Here is a 23,683-nt window from a genome sequence, read left to right on the forward strand (position 1 = left end):
TGCGGTTCCGTTTCGTAAGGTTCTGACGAATAAAACTTGACCTGCCATTAGATGGCGGGTCATTTTTTTTGATTATACAATTTGAGGCGATCAAACGATAATATAGGTGAGGTGTAAAAATATGGATATCAATTCGATTAATCGTTTCATTGAAAATGGTCTTCTGCCGTCTCACACTCTGGGGCTCATGGGTAACCATGGTATCGGCAAGACCAGCTACGTTCACAACACTGTCCGCGAGATTATCGCCAAGAAGCACGGATTGCCCCTGGATCGGGTGCATGTGATTAGCCGCTGCGTGTCTATTATGGATCCGGCCGACCTGATCGGTAACTTCCAGGAATTCGGCGGTCGAACTTATAGCTGCCCGCCCAGCTGGATTCCCACTTGCAAGGCCTACGACGACAAGATGGCCCAGCTGTACGAAGAAAACGGCATGCATTACAGCCGTCTGACCCAGTACGACGATATTTATATTCTGTTCCTGGACGAATGTAAGCGCGGCAATGCGGTTATCCAGGACGGTATTATGGAACTGCTCCTGGAGCACCGCCTGTTCGGGGTGGATCTCAAGGAGAACACTTACGTGGTTTGTGCCGACAACGACAACGCCACGATTTATAACGGCACCCGTCGCGACCCGGCCCAGGAAAGCCGAATCAAGAACTTCACTTTCGCGCCCACCGACAAGGAGTACCTCGAGGATTTCAGCCGCCGCGTGGAGGCCGGCCAGATTCACGAGGCCGTTCCCGATTTCTTGAGAAAGTATCCGGGGTTCATCGTTCTCCCCACCAAGACCATCGAGGAGCTTGCCATTCAGGGCAAGAAGGGGCCTTCGCCCCGCGACTGGACACACCTGGGGGAATGTCTGATGAATTTCAGCAATAATAACGATGACATTACCACGGGTAACGTCAACTTCTTGACGGAGATTGCGTCGGCCTATGTGGGTTTCAGCTATGCCATGAAGTTTGCGGAATTCTGCGAGGTGGATCGCGTTCACGAGATTGACGTCAAGAAGATCCTGCAGTCCATGGACAAGGTCATGGTTAGGGTTGTCAGGGAGGCCTTCAAGAATAACATCAAGTTGGCTGTTCCGACCTGCCATTCCTTGCTGGAACTGGTAAAGTCTACCAGACTTAACGAAAAGCACGAGAAAAACATCCTGGCGTTCCTGGAATGCTGCCCCAACGAGGCCATTGTAGCCTTTGTAAAGGGCTGGATGAAGGAGAAGAAGGACCAGTTCCTGGCCTGGCGCAAGACTCCCAGGCGCTACAAGATTTATAACGCCGCCCTGATGAATAAGGAGGGCAAGAACGGCGGAGCTTCTGCCTATGACGCCTGGGTCTTGAACTTTACCAAGATGAACAATATTTCGGTGTCTGACCTGGACCGAGACGATATCATTATTGCGGCTTAGGGGGTGTCGTGACGGATTTTGAAAAGAGTTTTCAGGGGACCATATGCCGTCTCCTTGTGTACAGCCCGTTCAGCTTCAACTTGCTGGTGGGTATGAATACGGTGGCTACGGATTCTGTAGAAACCATGGGGGTGTGCGTCAAGAATGGCCGCATAAGCCTTCGGTACAATCCCCAGTTCTTTGTTTCGCTGGAAGAGGGGGAGCGCACCTATGTCTTGATCCACGAGATGATGCATGTGCTGCTGCACCACTGCACCCACCGCAGTTCCAGTGACCGTCGCCGTGCCTACAAAGAGAACGTGGCCATGGATCTGGCCATTAACAGCCTGATTTATGAAGAGACGGGTATCAAGATTCCCCGTTTCAAGGAGGATGTGGGCAACTGCAGAAAGGGCGATGTCATGAGCCTTTTGCCCATGATGTTTGGCTATAAGAACTGCCTGAGTTTCGAGCAGTACTTGACTCTGCTAGATCAGGATTTCCCCGATGTTACCGTCCAGTTTGTGGGTGGGGATGGCGAAATCGACGAGAATTGCCCCCTGGGCGAAATCACAAGGTGGCGCTTGGACAACCGGCATGGGGAAGGTTTCGAGGAAGATGCCTATATCGACGACTATGTGCGAAACGTGGTGGAGAACATCGGGCGAAACCACGGCTGGGGGCATCTCGATGGCACTGGTATCGAGATGGTGATGAAGGCCCAGGAGCAGCCCTTGAACTGGGGTGATATTCTGAGGCTCAAGCTGGGGCCCTTCCTGAGTTACCAGAAGGAACAGTCCCGCAGGCGCTGGAATAAACATTACGGCAAACCCTTTCTGGGGTATACCACGAAGTGCGTCGAACCGGTGGCGGTGTATGCCGATACCTCGGGCAGCGTGGGCACCCAGGACTTGTCGCGATTCATTGTGGAAATCGAGCGTATTGCCAACTATACCGGCGTATACCTCTGGAGTTTTGACACCGCGGTTCAGGATCCCGATGAAACGGTACTGTTCAACCGCCGCTCTATTGCCCAGATTGAGTTCAAGGGGCGTGGTGGGACTAGCTTTACACCTATTTTCGAGCATGCCCAGGAGAGGCACTTTTCGCAGGTGGTCATTCTGACTGATGGTGTTGCCGAAAAGGTAGACCCTGACCTGGCCAAGGGAATGGATGTTGTCTGGGTCATAACAAAAGACGGTGACACAGATAATAAACCTGGCACCGTCATAAAAATGGATCGTTAGTTGTAGAGGCTAGAGCAGCAGCATGCCGCCTTCGCCAAGGTTCAGGCAGGCTCTGTTGCGGCCGTTCTGCTTGGCGTTATAAAGGGCCTGGTCGGCACGTTCGATAATGGAGCGGACTGTGTCGCCATCCTGGCGTTCTGTAAAGCCCAGGCTGATGGTTACGGGAATCACCTGGCCGTCGGGCAGGGGAATGCGCAGCTTTTCGACGGCCTTGCGCAGGCGTTCTGCGATTATGCGGGCGTTTTCGGTGGAGGTTCCCGGCAGGAACACGCTGAATTCTTCGCCGCCGTAGCGTACGGGCATGTCGGAGGGGCGCAGGCTGTCGGTAATGGCTCCGGCCACGGCGATCAGGACCTGGTCACCGGCCAGATGGCCGTAAGTGTCGTTTACCCGCTTGAAATGGTCGATGTCCATCATGACGGCAGACAGGCGGAAATTGCCGGCGTTGCTGCGGTTGATTTCGCGGGTGTACATTTCTTCGAGCCAACGGCGGTTGTGGAGGCCCGTAAGGGAGTCCACCTTTGCATTTTCTTCGATGCAGCGGATGTGGTATTCTTCTTCGCACACCACGCGGTTGTTGTTGCGCAGGCGCTGGCTCAGCATATGCAAAAAGTTCAGGCACAAGTCGTGAGAGGCGTTGATCATGGCCAGGGCGACTTCGGGCTCGATCACCAGAATGCGGCAGGGGTCCTTGGCGAATACGTAGGCGCTGGGCTTTACGCTGTCGAAGATGGACATTTCACCGGCACAGTGGCCCGGTTCGATGACATCCTTGAAGTTGCCGCCTTCGACTTCCATCTTGACTTCCATCATTCCGTCTAACAACACCAGCAAGCGGCGCTTGGGGTGTTCAGGGTCGATAAGAAGGGTTCCCGGTTCCACATTTACTGTATGGCAGCTCAACAAATATCCTGCCAAACTTTCAAAGGTGACGTTCTTGAAGATGTCAAGACGCTGAAATTCGGAACGGGAAATAGGAAGTGTTTCTAGATCATTTATAGCCATACCTTAATTATACAATAAATTAAGTGAAAGTTGAGATCCTTCTTAAAAATTTGTTGCAAAAGGCGAAAAAGAGCTATATTCTGTGAACAAAAAAGTTCTTTTTTTCGCGAAAATGAGGCATTTATGGGTAAAATGGTATTGAAGTCCGTCTATTTTAACGGCTCCGTCAGGGACATCCTTATTTCGGGCAAGAAGTTCGCCAAGGTGGAACGCCCGCTGACCGCAGCCGATTACAACAATGCCGAAATCGTGGACTGCTCCGGCCTGGCGATCCTCCCGCCGTTCTATAACGGCCATACCCATGCGGCCATGACCCTCCTTCGCGGTTATGCCGACGATATGCCCCTGCAGCAGTGGCTGACTCAGCACATCTGGCCCTTCGAGGCGAAGCTTACTCCCAAGGATATCCGGGTGGGATCCCGCCTGGCCATTCTCGAGATGATCAAGTCGGGTACGGTGTTCTTTGCCGACATGTACTGGCACCGCGAAGAGACCATCAAGGCGGTCAAGGAAATGGGGGTTCGCGCGGCCATTGGCGTGACGGTGGCCGATGCGCTCCAGACGCCCGAACTGACCGAGGCCAGCTTCAAGTTCCTGCAGGAACACCGCATGGAGTCTGACCGTGTTTCTCTGGCGGTAATGCCCCACGCCGTCTATACCGTTAGCGACAAGACCTTCAAACGTTGTGTGGAAGTGGCCCGCAAGGAGGAGTATATTCTTCATACCCATCTGGCCGAAACTGCTACCGAAGTCAAGGACTGCAAAAAGAAGTACGGCTGCACGCCGGTAGAACTGATGGACAAGTTCGGCGCCCTTGGCGGAAATTTCGTGGCGGCCCATTGCGTCCACCTTAGCGGAAACGACATGACGCTCATGGCGGAATCCTGTTCTGCGGCCATTGTCAATCCCTGTTCCAATTTGAAGTTATGTAGTGGCATCCCCAAGATCCACAAGATGCTGGAAAGCGGCATGCTGGTAGGCGTCGGGACCGACGGTGCTTCCTCCAACAACAACCTGGATATGCACGAAGAGATGAAGTTGACTTCTCTCTTGACCAAGGTTTCTAGCAGCGCCGAAAAGTTGCCTGCCGCCGATGCTCTGAAAATGGCTTCTTCCAATGTGGCCATTGCCTATGGCGTTCCGGCCGGAGCCATTGTTGAAGGTCTTTTGGCTGACGCCCTTTTGGTGGACCTCAGGAATGAACGTCTAACCCCCAACCACAATCTGGTTAGCAACTGGGTGTATTCCGCAGACAATAGCGCAATCAAGCACGTTATATGTAACGGCCAGTTCGTAATGAGGGACCGTCATGTGGATGGCGAAGAGGATATAATGAAAGAAGCCGAGCTGACTGCCCGGCGACTTGCTCAGTAAAACCATTTCTGGTTTTTGATCTGGCTCCTACTTTTCTGAAGTGGGGGCTATTTTTTCGGAGGCTTCCTTTACGGCCTTGGCGGCGGCTTCCTTGGCTGCTTCCTTGGCGGCGTCGGTTGCCTTTTCTACGGTTTCCTTGGCCACCTCTTCTACTTTTTCGGAGGCCTTGTTGGCCATCTTCTCTGTGATTTCAGAGGCCTTTCGTTCGGCGGCACCTACAAGGTCTACAGGCTCCGTTGAGTATCCCATAGTCGCAAGGACGGTCTTGTAGGCGGCATAAGAAACGGAATTGTCGCGGGTCTCCTGCACAAAGCCCCCGAAGGGCATTACATGGAGGATGGTCAGTATGACGAACATGACCAGGGCGCCCTTCACCAGTCCAAAGAAGGCTCCAAGGATGCGGTCCACCTTTCCAACGACTGTGTCGGATACGTAATGGTTGACCATGTGGCCAGTAAAGAGCAGGGCGAGGAAGGGAACCAGGAATCCTATGCAAATACAGATAATCGAAGCGGAAAAATCGCTAAAGCCGAATCCTGCTACGGTATCGGAAAAGAACTTGTTGATGAAGTAGGCGTCGGTAATGGCGGCAATCCAGGCCAGGAGTCTGAAAATACCACGCAGGAGTCCGTGCCAGAGGCCAATGAGCATCAGGATGGTCATCAACACGAGACTGACTATATCGATAGTATTCATATTTAGGCTAAAAATAAAATTTTTTACAGGGCGGTATGGATGAGGACGGTCACAGCGGTGCTGATGACTACTCCAATTGATAGTCCAAGCAGGAACATTTTCTTGCGGCTATCCTTGTAGAGTGCCGGGGTCGAATAATCGGATTCCGACAGGGGACCGTTGGATTCCTTGAGGGCGGAACACCAGACGCTCATATAGGGAGTGAGGTCGCGGGGGTAGTTCTTCATGATGGCGGCCAGCTGGTCGGCGGCATCGGCTGCGGTGAGGGGGCGGTTCTTGGGCTTCTTGGCTACCAGCTTCAGCACGAACTTGCGAAGGGCCATGGGGACTTCCTTGGGGAATACCTTGGGGGTGATTCGCAGTTTCTGGATGCGCTGGATGGTCTCGCTGAAGTTCGCCCCGCGGAATATATTCTGGCCGGTGAGCATCTCGATGGCCACGATGCCGACGGCGAACAGGTCGGAAGCGGGGGAGGCGTCTTCGCCAAGAGTCTGCTCGGGGCTCATGTAGGTGACTGTACCGAGAATCGCGCCGGTCTGGGTGATGCGGCTGCGTTCCTCTTCGTCCTTGAAGAATCGGTTGAAGTCCAGCTTGTTGTCGGTATAGGCGATGCCGAAGTCCAGCAGACGCACACGACCGTCGTTATCGATCATGATGTTGGCGGGCTTGATATCGCGGTGGACTACGTTCTGGCGGTGGGCGTGGCCCAGGGCGCTCAGCACTTCGTAGAGCACCAGCATAACGACCCACAGGGGAGGCTGCTTGCACTTGTCCAGGATGTTGCGCAGGGTGTAGCCGTGAACGAATTCCATCGAAAGCGATAGCTTGCCGTCGCTTTCTTTCCAGAGGCCGTAGGGTCTGGTAATGGCGGGGTGGTTCAGGTGGGCTAGGATGTTACCCTCTTGCATGAAGCGCTTGAGGGCATCGGGGTTGTCTTCCTGGGTGGTTTGCATCTGCTTGACCACCACCATGCGGTCTAGGGAAGGGTCGTGGCAAAGCCACAGTTTGCCCATGGCGCCGGCACCCAGTTCCTGTACCGGTCTATAACCGCCAATCTTAGAAGGTTTGTCGTTCTTACCTGCAGCCAATTAAAATCCCGAAAACAGTGAATAGTGAACAGTGAAGAGTGAATAGTGGATAGTGGATAGTGAAGAGTGAACAGAGGGGTGTCATCCCGAGCGAAGTCGAGGGATCTAGACGTCTAATAATGAATTATGGGATATGAGTTATAAAGTTAGGCGCCTTCGGCGCGATTATTTACCTGAAAGGAGCCGCAGGCTCCGCCCTCATACCTCATACCTCATACCTCAAACCCCTTACTCCTTGTCGTTTAGGTAAATGCTCTGGTGCTTGGTCTTGGGATTCGGATTGGGGTAATCCAGAATGTAATGGAGACCGCGGGATTCCTTACGGCGCAGAGCTGCGATCAGGATCATCTTGGAGACCTGGAGGGCGTTCAGGAATTCAAGGAAGTAGAAGTTTTCGGTTTCCTTGTTCTTGATTGCGGCGTCCACTTCCTTTTCTAGACCTTCGATGACCTTGAGGCCCTGGTTCAGGCCGGCCACGGTACGTACGATACCGCAGTGGGTCCACATCATGTCCTGAAGGATCTTCTTGCGCTTGCGCCAGAAAGCGGACTTGGTGTAAGAAACCCTTTCCTTCTTGTTGGAACGAGGTGTGGAGATCTTTTCATTGAGGAGGCCGCTTTCCACGATGTTGTCGATGGCGCGAACGGCGTAGACGACGCTTTCGAGGAGGGAGTTGGAGGCCAGGCGGTTTGCTCCGTGAACGCCTGTTGCTGCGACTTCGCCGCATGCATAGAGACCTTTGATTTCTGTACGGGACCAGGTGTCTACCAGAACACCGCCGCACATGTAGTGTGCTGCGGGAACGACGGGGATCCATTCCTTGGTCATGTCGACGCCCACTTCCATGCACTTGGCATAGATGTTGGGGAAGTGGCTGCGGATGTCCTTGGGGGTGTGGCCGGTCAGGTCGATGTACATGTGGGGCTTGCCCAGACGCTGCATTTCGCTGTGGATGGCGCGGGCCACGATATCGCGGGGTGCCAGGGAGTGGAGCGGATGCACCTGGTTCATGAATTCTTCGCCCTTGTCGTTCTTGAGGATGCCGCCAAAGCCGCGGACCGCTTCGGAAATGAGGAAGGGCTTCTTGAGGCTGGGGGCGTAAAGGCTGGTGGGGTGGAACTGCATGAATTCGATGTCCTGCAGTGCTGCACCTGCACGGGCTGCAATGGCCATGCCGTCGCCGCAGCTGTCGGGCGGGCATACGGTGTACTGCCAGATACGTCCGGCGCCACCGGTAGAAAGGACTGTGGACTTGGCGTAGATGTTTTCGACTTCGCCTGTCTTCTGGTGAATGATCTTTGCGCCGATGCAGCGCTTTTCCTTGCCTTCGCCCTGGCAGATCAGGTCCTTGATGTAGCAGTTTTCAAGGTAATCGATGTTCTTCTGCTTGTGAAGTTCGCAGAGGAGGGCGCGCATGATTTCCTTTCCGGTAAGGTCTGCGGCGTGGAGGATGCGGTGATGGCTGTGGCCGCCTTCCAGATGGAGGTCGAACTCTTCGCGGTTCACCGGATTGGGGGTGAACTGGACGCCCCATTTTACAAGCTGCTGGATGGTGGCGGGGCCACTCTTGGTCAGGATGTTTACCGGTTCCTTCTTGCAGAGGCCGGCGCCTGCTTCCAGGGTATCGTCAATATGGAACTTGAACTTGTCTGTCTTCTTGGTAACGGTAGCGATACCGCCCTGAGCGTAGTTTGATGAACCGTCCGGTTTAGCTCCCTTGGTGAGGATGACTACAGAGAGACCTTTTTCTGCAGCATGAAGGGCTGCGCTTAATCCGGAAATGCCGGCACCGAGGACCAAAATATCGTACATGTTCAAACTCCGTTCAGAATCTATTGACTTTTGGATGTGTAATAGATAGAAAAAAAGCCGTATTTCGGCATTATATGACAACAAAATAAAACCAAATGGATTTTTTTACTACATTTTGCGCCGACAAAATTTTAATGGAGTCTACTCTATGTTAACGTGGATTAATGAAAAAGCCAAGTGGATTATTGTAATCTTTGCCGCAGGTATCGCTGTTGGCCTTCTGGCCATGGACCGTGTACCGAACCAGGGCAAGAGCTACCCGGTTGGTGAAGTCAACGACAGCAAGATCACCTATGCTGAATTCGATGCCCGTATCAAGATGATCGTGCAGAACCAGTATCAGGGTCAGCACCTCGAAGACGAACAGTACAACCAGCTCCGTTCCGAAGTCTTCCGCTCTTTCGTTCGCCAGATTCTCCTGAATGGCGAATTCGAAAAGGCCGAACTGCAGGCCTCGGTCGCCGAACTGGAATCTGAATTCACCCGCAATCCGGATGCAGTCCGCGGCCGTCTGGTGCAGGAAGCTCAGCGTCGCCTCTATGCTATCCAGCAGCAGGCTACCTCCCAGGAAGACTTGATGCAGCGCTCTCAGGCCTACATCGCAAGTCTGCCCAAGTTCCTCACCGATTCTACCTTCAACAAGGATGAATACGACGCCTGGCTCAAGACTCCCGAAGCCTTCAAGTGGGGTGTCATGCTTCAGTACGAAGAAGACCTGAAGACCAACACCATCCCCGTTCGCCAACTGCAGGCTCTGGTCGGTGCTTCCTTCCACGCTACTTCTCTCGAAGCTAACTGGACCGTCGGTCGCCGTATGACTGACTACGAACTGCAGGTGGCAGTCGCCTCTGCTTCTGACTTTGCCGTTGACGAAAACACTGTCGACAGCGTCATGGTTGCCGGTTACTTCAATGCACATAAGGACAGCTTCTTCGTGATGAAGGACATGGCTCAGTTCCAGTATGCTTACCTGCCGATCGAAGCTACCGCCGGTGACGATGCACGCATCCGCGAATATGCAATGACTCTCTACTACCAGCTCACCGACTCCTCTTCTACCACCACCTTCGAAGACATGGCTCGCATTTCTTCCGAAGATCCGGGTACTGCAGAAAAGGGCGGCATCCTGAGCGACGATTACGTTGGTCGTGGTGTCTATGTCAAGGAATTCGAAGACAAGGCTTTCGCCCTGGATTCCGGCGCTATCTCTGAACCGGTGAAGACCCGCTTCGGCTACCATATCATTAAGTCTTACGGCAAGTCCAAGGACTCTACCGGTGCTGACTTGGTCAAGGTCGGTCACATCCTGCTGGTCGTGAACGCTTCTTCTGAAACTATCGACAGCCTCGAAAACGTTCTTGCTCAGGTTAAGGCTAGCGTTGATGCAGGCAAGTCCTTCGAAGAAGCTGCCAAGGATCAGAACCTGATGGTTCAGAAATCCAACTGGATTTCTCGTGGCGACAACATCGACGGTGTCGGTTACCTGAAGGGTCTGGCTGCCTACGCATGGCCCAACGAAATCCTGCCCGAAGAATCCAGCAAGGTTTCTCCGGTCATGAAGAACAACAAGTGGGTTGCTGTCGCTATCAAGACTGCCGACCTCAAGGCTGGCGAACGTAGCCTCGACCTGTTCTTCAACGACATCAAGGCAACTCTCCTCCGCAACAAGGCTGCTTCCGCTGCTGAAGCTTACCTGAACTCTGTTGCCGACAAGGTCAAGGCCTTCAACGCCGACGATTCTACCACCAAGATCGAAAAGGTCCGCGTAGAAACCAAGAGCGCTTCTGTTGACGGTTACGTTCCGGGCTTCGGCTACGGCAACGTGAACTTCGCCAAGGCTGTCAAGAACGCCAAGGAAGGTGAATGGACCGCTGCAATGGCAACCGATATTGGTGCCGTGATGCTGAAGGTCACCTCCAAGAAGACTCCTGAAGAAGAAGCTCTGAAGTCCGCTGTTAAGTCCGACGTCCAGAACGCTTCTAGCTACGGTGCTGCAAGCCTGTTCAACGAATTCGTGAACAACCTGGAAGCTGCAACTCCGGTCAAGAACAACCTGGACCTGTACTACAGAGACTAATATCCGGTCTTTGATGACAAGTTCAAAAATGTTTACTACATTTAGCACCGCTTTTGCGAAGGCTTAAGTAGAAACATTTTTCGGTGCCATCGTCTAGTGGTCTAGGACACTGGCCTCTCACGCCGGCAACGAGGGTTCGAGTCCCTCTGGCACTATAAAAAAAGATCCGTAGCGGGAATGCTACGGATTTTTTGCGTATAATGGGCCTGTTTGAGGCCTTATTTTGGCTTTGTTGAATGTTTTTTGTAAGTCAGATGTATTTTTGTAAAAGAAAAGTTATATTTTTTGTTCAGTTATATGGTTTTGGTATTTGGATTAACGGGATTTGGTTTAAATGCGGCTTTTCGATGAAAAGAAGATCGTTCGTTTCCTGCTGATTTTTGCAGGAATTTTCTTTGCTGTGTTTATACCGGAGCTGGTACGCAGTATCCATAACGTGTTTATGGTGGTACCTTACGTGCTGTCGGTCTTTTTCCTGTTCCTGGTGGCATTCACTTATAAGTTCCCCATCGTGGGTAACCGCAAGAAGATGCGCAACGATGTGAATATCGTGCCGCCGCCAACCATAACTTCTTATCCGACCCGAGATCTTCAGCGAGATTTGCTGGAACGCGACGAACTGTTCCAGATGATGGTAGACGTTTCTGCCAACGGTTTTTGGACGTTCGACGTGGTTAGCGGAAAGGTTTACTGGTCCCAGAAGGCTCTTAAGCTGCTCATGGCCGAAATGGTCAATGTGGACGATACCTTCGACGTGATGCGAACCCGTATTGTCGAAAACGACTGGGAAAATTTCCGCGAAGCCTTGAATGGCGCCCTGGAACGCTGCGAAAACTTCAATATCAAGATTTCACTCCAGAATGCGGTTTCCAGGGAGCACCGTCTGCAGATTTCTGGACATGTGCAGAAGAACGAAGAGGGGAGGCCCATTCGTGTGATCGGTTCCCTGACCGAGGAACTGGATCGTTTTGCCGCAGAAAAGCAGAACTATTATTATGTCTACCAAGACGCTCTGACGGGTGTCTACAACCGCAAGTTCTTCTTGGAAAAGCTCAAGGTAGACGTGGACATGGCCCACCAGAATCCCAATTATATTTTTGCGGTGGCCCTCCTGGATATCGATAGTTTTGGTGCGATCAATACGTCGTTCTCTATTAACGTAGGCGACAACGTCTTGCGTGTCATGTCGGAACGTCTTAAGGCCCAGTGCCGCAGCAACGACTCCATCGCCCGCATTGGCCCCGACGTGTTTGCTCTTATTTTGCACGGCATCCGCAGTACCGATAGCGATGATGATGTTCTGCCAATTGTACGCCGCATTCATAATGCGGTAAAGATGCCTATTCAGATCGATGGCCGCGAACTTTATATCAGCGTGTCTATGGCGGTAGCCCTGAACCGCGACGTGGATTGCGTCGAAGATATTCTTGCCAATGCGACGGCCAGCCTCCGCGAAATGAAGAAGGGCGTTAACCACGGCGATATCCAGTTCTTTAGTGGCCGCATCCGCGAAAAGGCCATGAGGCTCTATAAGCTGGAATTTGAAATCCGCCGTGCCATTCAGGATAGCGAATTTATCTTGATGTACCAGCCCATTGTAGATACCGGTGCGAAGGACAAGGTGGTGGCCTTTGAAGCTCTGGTTCGCTGGCAGCAAGAAGAAAAGGGGATTGTCTCGCCGGCCGAGTTTATTCCCATTGCCGAAGAAACGGGCTTGATTATTCCTATGGGCGCCCAGATTTTGCGCATGGCCTGCAAGCAGGCTAAGCAGTGGGTGGACATGGGCTACAAGGACATTCAGGTTGCTGTTAACTTCTCGGCTAAACAGTTTGCCCTTGATAACATGGTGGATGACATCAAGCGAGTGCTTATCGAGACTCAGCTCCATCCCCGTAACCTGAAGCTGGAAATTACCGAATATACCGCCATGTGCGAGGCCGAAAAGACCATCGAGATCATGCGCGCCCTGTCGAATATGGGGTTGCAGATTTCCATTGACGATTTTGGTACGGGTTACAGCTCCCTCTCTTACTTAAAGCGCTATCCGATTCATACGCTGAAGATGGATAAGTCCTTTATCGATCATATGACCGAAAACGAGGAAGACGCCACGTTCGCCCGAATGGTAATCGGTATTTCTAAGTCGCTGGGTTTGGACCTGGTGGCCGAAGGTGTCGAAACCGAAGAACAGCTGAACTTCTTGAAGGAAGAGGGATGCCGCCTGATTCAAGGTTTCTATTTCAGCAAGCCTTTGACTACGGGTGAGGCCCTGGCTTATCTGGAACAGCACTACAAGCCGTAGACTTTCAGCCTAGATTCCGTAACACTGGCGAGTATTTTCGCGACATTGCCTGTAGAGTTCATCTACAGGTATTTTTTTGATGTCCGAAAGCATCTGGGCGGTGTAGGGAATGAATCCGGAATGGCAGGTTTTTCCGCGGTGGGGCACGGGGGCCATGTAGGGGGAATCTGTTTCTAGCAGGATCTGGTTGTAGGGGACCAGCATGGCGGCGTCACGGACGTTCTGGGCACTCTTGAAGGTGACGATCCCGGTAAATCCGATGAACACGTTTGCGTCTAGGGACAGAAGTTCTTCGACGAATTCGGGAGAACCCGTAAAGCAATGTACGTGGATGTTGCGGTCGTGCAGGTTTGCGTTACGGAGAATGGCCAGGGCGTCTTCGTCGGCTTCGCGGAGGTGGAATACCAGGGGCTTGCCGGAGTCTATGCCGATAGACAGCTGACGTTCAAAGAGTTTGCACTGGTCGATTTTTTTGTCGGCGCCGTAATGGTAGTCGAGGCCGATTTCGCCACAGGCGACGCACTTGGGGTGCTTCAGGAGGCCTGCAATGCGGGCTTCGTCGTCGGGAGTGGTGACGCTGACGTATTCCGGGTGGATTCCGAATGCGCCGTATACGAAACTGTATTTTTCGATAAGCTCGACGCCTTTGTCAAGATCCTTGGGGTCGCAGGCCACGTGGATGAATGCTTCGGGCATGCGTATGTTAGGGTCGGGCGTGTTGGACTTGGAGCTGCTCCAGCTTTTTTGGCTACTGAGGTCGGGAATGGGGAAGGCGGCGGTGCTGGTTGAATTTAAGCGTGCGGCATCCGTTGCGGCCTGCAGGCGGGCAAAAAGTGCATCCAGCGTTTCGCCAGAATATTCCTCGTAAGCATCCAAATGACAATGAGAATCGATAAACATAACAGGTACGAGGTCGCGGCGTTGCCGCTTTGAGGTGAGAGGGCGCATCCTTCGGATGCTTTGAGGTTTGAGGGGTTTCCGCATCGAACCTCAGAGGGCGCGAAGCGACCGGCTTCAATACTTAATAACTTACTTCCACGATTTCGTAGGTGATTAGGCCTTTGGGGGCCTGTACTTGCACTTGTTCGCCTTGCTTCTTTCCCATGAGGGCTTCGCCGACGGGAGACTTCATACTGATCTTGCCTTCCAGCGGGTTGATTTCCTTTTCGCCTACGATGCTGTAGATGCGTTCGCGCTTGGTCTTGATATCTTTCATCTTGACGGTAGCGCCGAATCTGATGGAGCCGTCGTCAGAGGCGGGGGCGGCAACCACCTGGGCACCGTCCAGGATTCGATCCAGTTCGCGGAGGCGGCGGTCGATTTCGCGGACTCGCATACGGCCATAAGTGTAGGCTGCATTTTCGCTACGGTCACCTTCGGCAGCGGCTGCCTGGACCTGGTTGATCATGGCGGGGCGTTCCACGAACTTCAAATGTTCCCATTCCGCCTTGAACTTGTCAAAACCTTCTTGCGATATCAGATGTTTCATGATTGAAAATGTAGAAAAATTGCTATCTTTGCAAACCATATGAGTGTTTTAGATAGAATCCCCAAAAGACGTCAGGAATCCAAGTATAAGCGCCTTAGCCGCATTTATTACAATAGAATGTTCCCGAGGCGTCACGATGCTCTGGAAGTGGCCTGGTCTGTATTTGTGGGTGTGTTTATTGGTGTGAGTCCCACCTTTGGCGTTGCCATCATTATGACTGTGGCTACTTGCGCCTTGTTCAAGTTGCCCAAGGTTCCCGGTGTCATCGCAGATTTTGTGGCTAACCCGGTCACTCAGTTCGGCTTTTTCTATCCGGCAGGTTATGCTCTTGGCTGTGCCATTGTGCAGCCCGAAGCCATCAGTTTTGACTTCCTCAAGGAATTCGAACAGGTCTCCTGGAGCAATTTCGGTACGATCATGGGTAACCTGTGGCACAACGCTTCCGGTCACCTTTTCGCCTTCCTGGTGGGTATCGAAATTATTGCCACCATTACTGGCTTTATTTTCTTCTTTATCGCCTACTTCGTGGTGGGCTACCGCAAAAAGAAGTGGCTTGCCGCCAAGACGGGCTATATTCACAATCTGATTGCCGAAGATGAAGTTTTAATCAAAGAAACACGCAACAAAGGAAAGAAACCTATGATGCACATCTACCCGTTCAAGGCTCTGCGCCCCGTTGATCCGGCCGAAGCCAAGAACATCTCCGCTCTCCCGTACGACGTGATGAACCGCGCTGAAGCCAAGGAAATGGCTCAGGGCCTTCCTCACTCCTACCTCCGCGTTACCCGTTCCGAACTGGAACTGGACGACAGCCTGGATGCATACGATCCTAAGGTCTATGCCCACGCTCGCGAAAACCTGGACAAGATGATTGCCGATGGCGTTATCGCTCACGACAAGAAGGACTGCCTTTACATTTATCGCCAGACCATGAACGGCCGCGAACAGTACGGTCTGGTTTGCTGCGTTCCTGCAGAAGACTATTTCAATGGTACCATCAAGAAGCACGAACTGACCCGCGCAGACAAGGAAGAAGACCGTCTCCGCCACGTTCTCGGCACCAACGCCAACACTGGTCCGGTGTTCCTGACCTACCGCGACGAAGGTCAGTTTGAACTGCTGGCCGACGTAATCAAGACTGCTCCCACCTATGACTTCGTTACCGAAGCTGATGGCTTTGGCCACACTGTGTGGGTTATCGAAGACGACGCCAAGATCGCCGCTATCCGCAAGGCTTTCGAAGCTGTTCCCGTGAGCTACATCGCCGACGGTCACCACCGTAGTGCTGCAGGCGCTCGCGCCGCTAGCTACCGTGCCGAAGAAGCCAAGAAGGCTGGCACCTACACCGGTGACGAAGAATTCAACCGCTATCTCGCTATCCTGTTCCCCAGCACCCAGCTGAAGATTTTGGACTACAACCGCGTTCTCAAGTCTCTGAACGGCCGTACTCCGGAACAGCTCATGGCTGAAATGGAAAAGGTCTTTGACATTGCTCCGCTGGCTGAAATGCAGAGCCCCGCAAAGCAGAACCAGGTCAACTTCTACATGGGCGGCAAGTGGTATGCTTGCACCTTCAAGGCTGAATACCTCCAGAACCTTGGCCCCGTAGATAGCCTTGACGTGGCTCTCCTCCAGAAGCTCATCCTGAAGCCCCTCTTCGACGTTGATGATCCTCGTACCTCCAAGAACATCGACTTCGTCGGTGGTATCCGTGGTCTCGGCGAACTGGTGAAGCGTGTCGATAGCGGTGAATGCGCTTGCGCATTTGCCATGTATCCGACCACTCTGGATCAGCTCATGAACATCGCCGACGCTGGCGAAATCATGCCGCCCAAGAGCACCTGGTTCGAACCTAAGCTCCGCGACGGTCTGCTGGTTCACACTCTGGACTAATTCCGAAAGCGAATGGACTATAAAGAAAGACGGCTGGTTTTACCGGCCGCCTTTCTTTTTTATCGGAATGATTCCGTTTGAAGTTTAGTGTTTGAAATTTAGTGTTTGGTTTTGCGATTGGAACCTACGATTAGGATTTCGTGTTAGGGCTCCATGTCTTCGCGTTTGATGGCTGACTTTCGGGGCTTAGTCGGCTGAGGTTTCTTGACCTTCTTGCTGGGAGCGTCCTCGCTTTCATCATCCTTTTCGCTTTCGTCAGCCTCGTCGCTCTTGAAGATCTCAACCACGAAGTTGTAGGCTTTTTCTGCGGAGTCCTTTACGATCCTCCAGATGTCCTTGGCTACGACTTCTGCTGCTTTGACGTAGGTGAGGGCCGGGTCTACGAACTTCGCCTTTATCTTGTCGGGGGTCTTTAGGTGGAGCCCCACAATGTGGTCGGCAGAGAAGTAACCTAGTTCACGGGAGTCGGGGCAGTTGGATCCTTTTTCGCAGGCTAGGAAGTAACAGTCCTTTGTAATGATTACTTCGTCTAGTGGTTCCGCAGTCTCTTCGGGTGGGGGAGGTGGCTGCGGTTCGTCGCTTGCCGTATCGACCTTGGCTATTTCTGGGACTGTAACTTCGCCTGGTGGGGTCAAGGAGATGTCTACAGAGTCTTGCAGGGAGTCTTGTTCCGCGATATTTGTAGGAGGCAGTTCCTTTTGCTTTATTCTATATAGTTTGCGTTTTAACTTGATTGGTGAATTACCGGGTTCACTCCGTCTAATTTGGAGTTCTATCAGGTAACGGTCTTGCCAGGGCAGAAAGTCAATTTCCTTTAGGCTGACCTGTCTGTTTGCGATCTTGGTTGCACCGACACGGTCAATATTGATTTCTCTTTCGCCTTGCCACAAGGTGGTCTTGACGAATACTTTTTCGCCTAGGCTATGGAGGTATGAAATCAGGTAATCCTGTTCTACTTCGTTCAGTTGTTCGAATCTGAGGGTGTCGCCGATTTTGGGAATGTAGATGGATTGGGTCTGGATGAATGCGTCTTCGCCTTTCCATTTGAAGTGGCGGTGGGGCGTAATGACTTTACCCTTGTCCGAGATGCTGATTGTATCGCCCGGCATGGCGATAATCCTGCGGATCATATACTCGTTGCTATAGAACTTTGCCAGGACGTAATCCTGCTCCTTGGCAGATGATGCGCATTGGGGGAGCTTGCATACCCAGACAACCGAGCGTTCCTTGAACTTAGGGAACATGGAAGAGTCGGGAATCTGCACCGGATCGATTACGTAGTATCGGGCTAAAATGGATGCCGCGAATATGGCTATCAGGACGAAAAACAAAAAGAAGGCGTGGCTTTGGCTGTTACGCCTCTGCAAACGCCTAACTTTTCGGTCTAGTCTAGACAACTCTTAACCCCGCCTCGATTAGTCTTCGCTGCCGCCGGAGGAATTGTCGGAGAGGGAAAGAACTGCGAGGAATGCCTTCTGAGGCACTTCCACAGAGCCGATGCTCTTCATGCGCTTCTTCCCTTCCTTCTGCTTTTCAAGGAGCTTGCGCTTACGGGTAATGTCACCGCCATAACACTTGGCAAGCACGTCCTTACGTACTGCCTTCACGGTGCTGCGGCTGATGATCTTTCCGCCGATGGCACCCTGGATAGCCACGTCGAACTGCTGACGGGGAATAAGGTCCTTCAGCTTGACGCAGATGGCGTTGGCGTAAGTGTGGGCCTTGTCGCGATGGATAATCACGGAGAAGGCGTCCACCGGGTCGCCGTTCAAAAGGATGTCCAGCTTCACCAGGTTGTTCTGGCGGTAGCCCATGGGGGCGTAATCCAGACCGGCGTAACCGCGGCTCACGGACTTCAGACGGTCATAGAAGTCGAACATGATTTCTGCCAGGGGCAGGTTGTACTTCAAGATACACTTGGTTTCGTCCAGGTATTCCATGGTCTCGAACTCGCCGCGCTTTTCGTCGCAAAGCGTCATGAGGGCGCCCACGAATTCCTTGGGGGTAAAGATCTGGGCCTTTACGTAAGGTTCCTCGATGTGGTCGTAGCGGCTGGCGTCGGGGAGCTTGCTGGGGCTTTCGATCTTGATCATTTCGCCATCGCTCATGTAAACGTGGTACTCCACGTTGGGGACGGTGGTAATGATGTCCACGTTGAATTCGCGGTCCAGGCGTTCCTGCACGATTTCCATGTGCAAGAGTCCCAGGAAGCCAGTGCGGAAACCAAAGCCCAAGGCTTCGGAAGTTTCCGGTTCCCAGGTGAGGGCGGAGTCGTTCAAGCGCAACTTTTCAAGAGCTTCGCGCAGGTCCTTGTAATCTTCCGGATTGATGGGGTAGATACCGGAGTAGATCATGGGGAGGATATCCTTGTAGCCGGGCAGGGGTTCCGTTGCAGGATTTGCTGCGTCGGTCAAGGTGTCGCCGATCTTCACGTCGCTGATGGTCTTGACGTTGGCAAGCACATAGCCTACCATGCCTGCGGTCAGTTCCGGCTTGGGGTCGCGACGCATGCTGAAGGTACCTACTTCGGTGACCATGTATTCGCCGCCGGTTTTCATCATGCGGATCTTCATGCCGGGCTTCAGGGTGCCTTCTACAATACGGATGTAGTTGATGACGCCGCGGTAGGAATCGTACACGGAGTCAAAGATCAATGCCTTCAGGGGCTTATCGCTTTCGCCAGTGGGGGCGGGAATTTCATCGACGATCTTGTCCAGGACCTGTTCCACGTTGAGACCCGTCTTTGCAGAAATGCGGGGAATCTTATCCGGATCGTAGCCTAGCAGGTCGCCGATCATCTGGGCGAAGTGGTCGGGCTGGGCACCCGGCAAGTCAACCTTGTTCAAGACGGGAATCACTTCCAGGTTGTTCTCGATGGCCAGGTACAGGTTGGAGAGGGTCTGGGCTTCGATGCCCTGGCTTGCGTCCACCACCAGGATGGCTCCTTCGCAAGCGGCTAGGGAACGGCTCACTTCATAGGTGAAGTCCACGTGACCCGGGGTGTCGATCATGTTCAGAATGTATTCCTTGCCGTCACGTTCGTAGACCATGCGGATGGCGTGGGCCTTGATGGTGATACCGCGTTCGCGTTCCAGGTCCATGTCGTCCAGGAGCTGGTTCATCATTTCGTTCTTGGAAACGGTCTTGGTCAGTTCGATCATTCGGTCGGCCAGGGTGGATTTACCGTGGTCGATGTGGGCGATAATACTGAAGTTTCTGATATTGTCGTTATGAGCCATAGTGAGCTATTGGTTCCAGTTGTTGAGAACTTCGTTAAAAGCGTCTTAATTTCGCCCAAATATAGAAAATGCTCAGCCTCCCCCGAACCGATATATTCTATATTCTACAGGCAATTAGTTTTTATTGACAAAAACTCGTTCGTATACGATTACATGATGGAATCTATGAAACTGTTCAAGAAATTAGCACTTGCATGTGTTTTTTGTGTTGGTCTGTGTGGGCTTTTTTCCTTGACATTTGCTGATGGCGAAAAAGGGAAGGTCTTCAATAAGGATTATACTGGAATCAAGTCCATTGTAGCGACCATTTCTACTCATGAAGGTCCTATTGTCGTGGAACTGGATTTTAAGGCTGCTCCGAATACGGTGGCAAACTTTGTTGAACTTTCCAATAGCGGTTTTTACAATGGACTTCTGTTCCATCGTGTGATTAACGGTTTTATGATTCAGGGTGGCGATCCTAAGGGAAATGGCACCGGCGGTCCTGGATACACCATTGACGATGAAATCAGCAGCCTGGTTCATGATGCCGGTGTGATTTCTATGGCGAACCGTGGCCCCAACACCAACGGATCTCAGTTCTTTATTACTCAGACACCGCAGCACCACCTGGATGGCAAGCATACTGTGTTTGGCCGCGTTCTTCAGGGGCAAGATATTGTTTGCCGCATTGAACCGAACGACCCAATTTTAAACATTAAAATCGAAGAAAAGAAGTAATCTATGAGTTCTAAGAAAGTTGCAACGAAGGAAACCAAGGCCGCCGAAAAGAAACCGGCTGCAAAAAAGACTGCCACTGCCAGTGCAGCCAAGAAACCGGCAACTAAGCCTGTAGAAAAGGAAGTTCCCAAGGCCGCAAAGTCTGCTGCCAAGGAAACTGCCTCCAAGACTGCTTCTAAGTCTGCTGCCAAACCGGCTGCCAAGGCTGCCGAAAAGGTTGAAAAGGTTGAAAAGGCTGCTCCCGCCAAGGCAAAGGCCGCAGCCAAGGCTGCTGAATCCGCTCCTGCAAAGGCTTCCAAGGCAAGTGCCAAGGAAACCAAGGCTTCTAAGGCTGCAGCGAAGGAAACTCCGAAGGCCGAAGAAAAGGTTGCTGAAAAGGCTCCTGCAAAGACTGCAAAGGCCGCCGTGAAGGAAGCTCCCAAGGCCGAAGAAAAGGCTCATGCAAAGACTGCAAAGGTTGAAGTCAAGGAAGAAAAAGTGGAAGTGAAGGTTGAGCCCAAGGCTGAATCCAAGGTTGACTCCAAGTACGACTATGCTGTTTTGCTGGAAGGCGTCAAGAAGTTGTCTAAGTCTGTCATGTTCGTCGAAATTGATGAACAGGAAGACCGTTCCAACAAGAAGAAGATGTCTTCTGAAATGAAGAGTCTCGAAATGAAGCCCACTGCAGCTATCCGTCACAAGGCTTCTCTTGCTGAAGAAACTCAGGAAGAACTGACTGAACGTATCCTTAAGGAACTGGAAGAACAGAACCTGGCTTTCGAACGCGAAGCTGCATCCCAGATGTGTACCCGTTGCAACCGCAACCTGGTGTCTCCGGAATTCTGGGTCGATAAGCATCTCGGTTACTGCGAAGAATGTGCATTCATCCTCAAGCTTGGTCAGTCCAAGGAAGCCCGCAAGGTGGAATACCAGCTGGGCGGCATGGGCGACTCCCTTGATGAAGAAGATGAAGATATCATGGGACCGGACGCAGACGATCTGAAGGCTGCCGAAGACGATCTCGCCGATCTTGATGATTAATGAATGAATCCACCGGCTTTCGTCGGTGGTTCTTTCTTTATGGCTATAAAAGTGTGGGTATAAAAAAAGACGGACTTTTGTCCGCCTTTTTTTGTATAAATGCAAGCGAGTTTGAAAAATCGCAGGTTAGCTAATCTTGCGCATAACGCCGATGACGCGGCCTGCAATGGCAAAGTCCTTGTCTTTCTTTACGATGATGGGACGATAGCTGGGGTTTGCAGGGCGCAGCTCGACGTGGTCTGCGTTGGGGTGGTAATATTTGACGGTAGCTTCGTTATCGACCTGGGCTACGATGATTTCGCCGCGGTCTGCGGTTTTCTGCTGACGTGCAAAGATCAAATCGCCATCAAAGATTCCTGCGTTGATCATGGAATCGCCCTTGACGCGGAGTGCAAAGACGTCGGTACGGCAAGCCAGAAAATCGCGGTCGATGGTAACAGTACCTTCCAGGTTCTGCACTGCGAGAATGGGGGTACCTGCTGCAACTCGACCCACGATAGGAATTTCGATGGTGTTGCTGGGTGCCAGTTCCTTATTTTCGTCATCGTTGGAACCGATGATTTCGATACCGCGGCTCAGGCGGGGAGAACGGCTGATGTAACCCTTCTTGATGAGGGCTGCGAGAATGGAACGCACGCCATTGGTAGAAGAAATTTCAAAATGGTTGCCGATTTCGCGCACGGTGGGCGGCATCTTGTTTTCCTTGGAGTACTTCTTGATGTATTCCAGGATTTCTTCCTGACGGGAAGTCAGTTCCTTGCGGGAACTTTCGTTACCCTGCATAGAATCGTTCATTTCCATTATAAACCTCGCTTTTGAACTTTACATTTATAAATATAGTGTTCAAATGGATAATTGTCAATATGAACACTGCACAAAAGTGAGTTTTTTTTCCTGTATACTGGTAGAACCAATTTATTTTGAGGTCCATCTAGTTTTTGGCCGTCTTTATTTCTAAAATCCGCGCCATGAAAAAGGTTGAAGTCAAGGATCGTTCCCTTATAAGCCTCTCGTGGCCTCTCATTTTGACTTTTGCCATTGGGATGCTCCAGCCCCTGATGGATAGCTGGTTCCTTTCCCGAACGTCGGAAACGGCTGCGGCTGGGGTCGGTGCCATGATGCCTGTTCTTGCCGCCCTTTTTACGGCCCTCAATGCCCTGGCCCAATCCGGTGCCAGTATCGCATCGCAGTTTATCGGGGCCAATCAGAAAAGTCACGCCCGTTCGACGCAGTCCATGGTGTTGGTGGGCAGTCTGATTCTTGGATTTGCCCTCAGCTTGATCATTTGGCCCATTTCGGGGTACATTCCCAAGTGGATGGGGTTGGAAGAGGCTCCCGCCCAGTTTGCCAAGCAGTTCCTTTCTGTGGTGGCTGCCGGTTTTGCTTTCAGGTCTGCGCAGTCCACCTTGACAGCTCTTATTGCGACTCATGGGTTGACAATTTGGAATTTGCTAGGCAATTTGGTGACCATTATTTCCAATGCGGCCATGAACTATGTCTTTTTGGAAGGTTGTTTTGGCTTACCCAAGATGGGCGTGTATGGCGTCGCCCTGGCCACCGCGCTTTCCTGGTTGATTTCTTCTGGAATCTTGTGGTGCGTTTTGCGGTATAAGGTGGAACATCAGACTCACCGTCGCGACCTGAAACGTTCCCGCGCCATTTTGCCGGACTGGATCCGAATTGGATTGCCTGCCGCTGCGGAACCCATCAGCTTTCAGCTGTTCCAGGTTTTTATTACCGCCATGGTTGTGTATGTGGGAACGACGGCCATGACGGCCCGCGTCTTTGCGGGAAACTTCGCAGCCCTTTCTGTGATTCTTGGCAGTGGCCTTGGCCACGGAAACCAGATTCTGGTAGCCCATCTGGTGGGGGCCCACGATTTTGAAAAGGCCAACAAGAGGGTCTATCAGACTCTTGCCATTGGCGTGGTCAGCGGTCTGGTGCTGTCCATTTGCATGGCCCTGATGGGGGAGCATCTAATCGGATTCTTTACGGATAATCCCGACGTCATTAAGCTTGGATGCCTTTGCCTTTGGTGCGATGTGGCGGTGCAGCCTTTCAAGGCGGTGAACTTTATTGTGACCACGTCCTTACGCGCTTCCGGTGATTCCAAGTTCCCGGCCATTGTGGGAAGCTGCATGATGTGGGTCCTGGCGGCTCCGACTGCACTGTTCCTGGCTTTTGTTCTGGACCTTGGGCTGGTGGGTTTATGGCTCGGCATTGCCTGCGATGAATTCTACCGTTCCATTGCAAACATTTGGCGCTGGCGTAGCGGCCGCTGGAAATCCAAGGCTGTGGTGTAAAGCTAAAAAAGCTATCTTT

General features: G+C 52.2%; 18 protein-coding genes and 1 tRNA gene. 10 read left to right on the top strand and 9 right to left on the bottom strand.

Annotated elements, in window-relative coordinates; translation table 11 throughout:
* Window positions 1–121 precede the first annotated feature (121 nt).
* Window positions 122–1,420: a hypothetical protein gene (locus BUB38_RS13635; protein WP_073161290.1), complete on the top strand. Its 1,299-nt coding sequence runs from the start codon at window positions 122–124 to the stop codon at window positions 1,418–1,420.
* Window positions 1,421–1,428: 8 nt separating this feature from the next.
* Entirely contained in the window at window positions 1,429–2,646 is a 1,218-nt protein-coding gene (locus BUB38_RS13640; protein ID WP_073161291.1) for a vWA domain-containing protein, read from the top strand.
* Between the two features lie 9 nt (window positions 2,647–2,655).
* On the opposite strand, the gene BUB38_RS13645 is transcribed toward BUB38_RS13640, so the two are convergent.
* Entirely contained in the window at window positions 2,656–3,651 is a 996-nt protein-coding gene (locus BUB38_RS13645) for a GGDEF domain-containing protein (protein WP_073161292.1), read from the bottom strand.
* Between the two features lie 123 nt (window positions 3,652–3,774).
* Here BUB38_RS13645 and BUB38_RS13650 point away from each other — a divergent pair, with 123 nt between their 5' ends.
* Window positions 3,775–5,025 carry an amidohydrolase gene (locus tag BUB38_RS13650; RefSeq protein ID WP_073161293.1) on the top strand — a complete coding sequence of 417 codons (1,251 nt, stop codon included), beginning with the start codon at window positions 3,775–3,777 and terminating at the stop codon, window positions 5,023–5,025.
* Between the two features lie 27 nt (window positions 5,026–5,052).
* On the opposite strand, the gene BUB38_RS13655 is transcribed toward BUB38_RS13650, so the two are convergent.
* From BUB38_RS13655 to nadB, 3 genes are all read right to left on the bottom strand, one after another.
* Window positions 5,053–5,721: a CvpA family protein gene (locus BUB38_RS13655; protein ID WP_073161294.1), complete on the bottom strand. Its 669-nt coding sequence runs from the start codon at window positions 5,719–5,721 to the stop codon at window positions 5,053–5,055.
* 23 nt (window positions 5,722–5,744) lie between these two features.
* A complete protein-coding gene (locus BUB38_RS13660) occupies window positions 5,745–6,809 on the bottom strand; it encodes a serine/threonine protein kinase (protein ID WP_073161295.1) in 1,065 nt (354 codons plus the stop codon).
* A 228-nt stretch (window positions 6,810–7,037) separates the two neighbouring features.
* The gene (nadB, locus tag BUB38_RS13665; protein ID WP_073161296.1) at window positions 7,038–8,621 is read right to left on the bottom strand and encodes an L-aspartate oxidase; all 1,584 of its coding nucleotides are present in this window, start codon (window positions 8,619–8,621) and stop codon (window positions 7,038–7,040) included.
* Window positions 8,622–8,769: 148 nt separating this feature from the next.
* Between nadB and BUB38_RS13670 the strand changes: the two genes are divergently transcribed.
* From BUB38_RS13670 to BUB38_RS13680, 3 genes are all read left to right on the top strand, one after another.
* The gene (locus BUB38_RS13670; protein WP_073161297.1) at window positions 8,770–10,698 is read left to right on the top strand and encodes a peptidylprolyl isomerase; all 1,929 of its coding nucleotides are present in this window, start codon (window positions 8,770–8,772) and stop codon (window positions 10,696–10,698) included.
* An 82-nt stretch (window positions 10,699–10,780) separates the two neighbouring features.
* Window positions 10,781–10,853: transfer RNA gene (locus BUB38_RS13675), tRNA-Glu, on the top strand.
* Window positions 10,854–11,032: 179 nt separating this feature from the next.
* Window positions 11,033–13,000 carry a putative bifunctional diguanylate cyclase/phosphodiesterase gene (locus BUB38_RS13680; protein ID WP_073161298.1) on the top strand — a complete coding sequence of 656 codons (1,968 nt, stop codon included), beginning with the start codon at window positions 11,033–11,035 and terminating at the stop codon, window positions 12,998–13,000.
* A gap of 9 nt (window positions 13,001–13,009) precedes the next feature.
* On the opposite strand, the gene BUB38_RS13685 is transcribed toward BUB38_RS13680, so the two are convergent.
* Together BUB38_RS13685 and greA are read right to left on the bottom strand one after the other, a co-directional pair.
* The gene (locus BUB38_RS13685) at window positions 13,010–13,900 is read right to left on the bottom strand and encodes a TatD family hydrolase (RefSeq protein ID WP_073161299.1); all 891 of its coding nucleotides are present in this window, start codon (window positions 13,898–13,900) and stop codon (window positions 13,010–13,012) included.
* Between the two features lie 121 nt (window positions 13,901–14,021).
* A complete protein-coding gene (gene greA, locus BUB38_RS13690; protein WP_073161331.1) occupies window positions 14,022–14,489 on the bottom strand; it encodes a transcription elongation factor GreA in 468 nt (155 codons plus the stop codon).
* Window positions 14,490–14,528: 39 nt separating this feature from the next.
* Between greA and BUB38_RS13695 the strand changes: the two genes are divergently transcribed.
* On the top strand, window positions 14,529–16,382 hold the full coding sequence (locus BUB38_RS13695) for a DUF1015 family protein (protein ID WP_073161300.1): 1,854 nt from the start codon (window positions 14,529–14,531) through the stop codon (window positions 16,380–16,382).
* Window positions 16,383–16,525: 143 nt separating this feature from the next.
* Here BUB38_RS13695 and lepB read toward each other — a convergent pair whose 3' ends face one another.
* Both lepB and lepA read right to left on the bottom strand, forming a co-directional pair.
* The gene (gene lepB, locus BUB38_RS13700; protein ID WP_073161301.1) at window positions 16,526–17,749 is read right to left on the bottom strand and encodes a signal peptidase I; all 1,224 of its coding nucleotides are present in this window, start codon (window positions 17,747–17,749) and stop codon (window positions 16,526–16,528) included.
* Window positions 17,750–17,797: 48 nt separating this feature from the next.
* Window positions 17,798–19,621, bottom strand: a complete 1,824-nt coding sequence (lepA, locus tag BUB38_RS13705) for a translation elongation factor 4 (protein ID WP_073161302.1) — start codon at window positions 19,619–19,621, stop codon at window positions 17,798–17,800.
* A 231-nt stretch (window positions 19,622–19,852) separates the two neighbouring features.
* Between lepA and BUB38_RS13710 the strand changes: the two genes are divergently transcribed.
* Window positions 19,853–20,341, top strand: coding sequence for a peptidylprolyl isomerase (locus BUB38_RS13710; protein ID WP_263859330.1), 489 nt, complete (start codon window positions 19,853–19,855; stop codon window positions 20,339–20,341).
* Window positions 20,342–20,344: 3 nt separating this feature from the next.
* Window positions 20,345–21,361 (top strand): hypothetical protein, encoded by a 1,017-nt coding sequence (locus BUB38_RS16435; RefSeq protein ID WP_073161303.1) that lies wholly within the window; start codon window positions 20,345–20,347, stop codon window positions 21,359–21,361.
* A 126-nt stretch (window positions 21,362–21,487) separates the two neighbouring features.
* Here the strand turns inward: BUB38_RS16435 and lexA are convergent, their stop codons facing one another.
* On the bottom strand, window positions 21,488–22,162 hold the full coding sequence (lexA, locus tag BUB38_RS13720; RefSeq protein WP_199173986.1) for a transcriptional repressor LexA: 675 nt from the start codon (window positions 22,160–22,162) through the stop codon (window positions 21,488–21,490).
* A gap of 167 nt (window positions 22,163–22,329) precedes the next feature.
* Here lexA and BUB38_RS13725 point away from each other — a divergent pair, with 167 nt between their 5' ends.
* The gene (locus BUB38_RS13725; protein ID WP_073161334.1) at window positions 22,330–23,664 is read left to right on the top strand and encodes an MATE family efflux transporter; all 1,335 of its coding nucleotides are present in this window, start codon (window positions 22,330–22,332) and stop codon (window positions 23,662–23,664) included.
* The last annotated feature ends 19 nt before the right edge of the window (window positions 23,665–23,683 follow it).

The sequence above is a fragment of the Fibrobacter sp. UWH5 genome (assembly GCF_900142505.1).
GTDB lineage: Bacteria > Fibrobacterota > Fibrobacteria > Fibrobacterales > Fibrobacteraceae > Fibrobacter.

Excerpts from the sequence above, each read along its gene's own strand:
- BUB38_RS13635 (WP_073161290.1), top strand. The coding sequence starts at position 122 with ATGGATATCAATTCGATTAATCGTTTCATTGAAAATGGTCTTCTGCCG.
- BUB38_RS13645 (WP_073161292.1), bottom strand. The coding sequence starts at position 3,651 with ATGGCTATAAATGATCTAGAAACACTTCCTATTTCCCGTTCCGAATTT.
- BUB38_RS13650 (WP_073161293.1), top strand. The coding sequence starts at position 3,775 with ATGGGTAAAATGGTATTGAAGTCCGTCTATTTTAACGGCTCCGTCAGG.
- BUB38_RS13655 (WP_073161294.1), bottom strand. The coding sequence starts at position 5,721 with ATGAATACTATCGATATAGTCAGTCTCGTGTTGATGACCATCCTGATG.
- nadB (WP_073161296.1), bottom strand. The coding sequence starts at position 8,621 with ATGTACGATATTTTGGTCCTCGGTGCCGGCATTTCCGGATTAAGCGCA.
- BUB38_RS13670 (WP_073161297.1), top strand. The coding sequence starts at position 8,770 with ATGTTAACGTGGATTAATGAAAAAGCCAAGTGGATTATTGTAATCTTT.
- BUB38_RS13680 (WP_073161298.1), top strand. The coding sequence starts at position 11,033 with ATGCGGCTTTTCGATGAAAAGAAGATCGTTCGTTTCCTGCTGATTTTT.
- BUB38_RS13685 (WP_073161299.1), bottom strand. The coding sequence starts at position 13,900 with ATGTTTATCGATTCTCATTGTCATTTGGATGCTTACGAGGAATATTCT.
- greA (WP_073161331.1), bottom strand. The coding sequence starts at position 14,489 with ATGAAACATCTGATATCGCAAGAAGGTTTTGACAAGTTCAAGGCGGAA.
- BUB38_RS13695 (WP_073161300.1), top strand. The coding sequence starts at position 14,529 with ATGAGTGTTTTAGATAGAATCCCCAAAAGACGTCAGGAATCCAAGTAT.
- lepA (WP_073161302.1), bottom strand. The coding sequence starts at position 19,621 with ATGGCTCATAACGACAATATCAGAAACTTCAGTATTATCGCCCACATC.
- BUB38_RS16435 (WP_073161303.1), top strand. The coding sequence starts at position 20,345 with ATGAGTTCTAAGAAAGTTGCAACGAAGGAAACCAAGGCCGCCGAAAAG.
- lexA (WP_199173986.1), bottom strand. The coding sequence starts at position 22,162 with ATGGAAATGAACGATTCTATGCAGGGTAACGAAAGTTCCCGCAAGGAA.
- BUB38_RS13725 (WP_073161334.1), top strand. The coding sequence starts at position 22,330 with ATGAAAAAGGTTGAAGTCAAGGATCGTTCCCTTATAAGCCTCTCGTGG.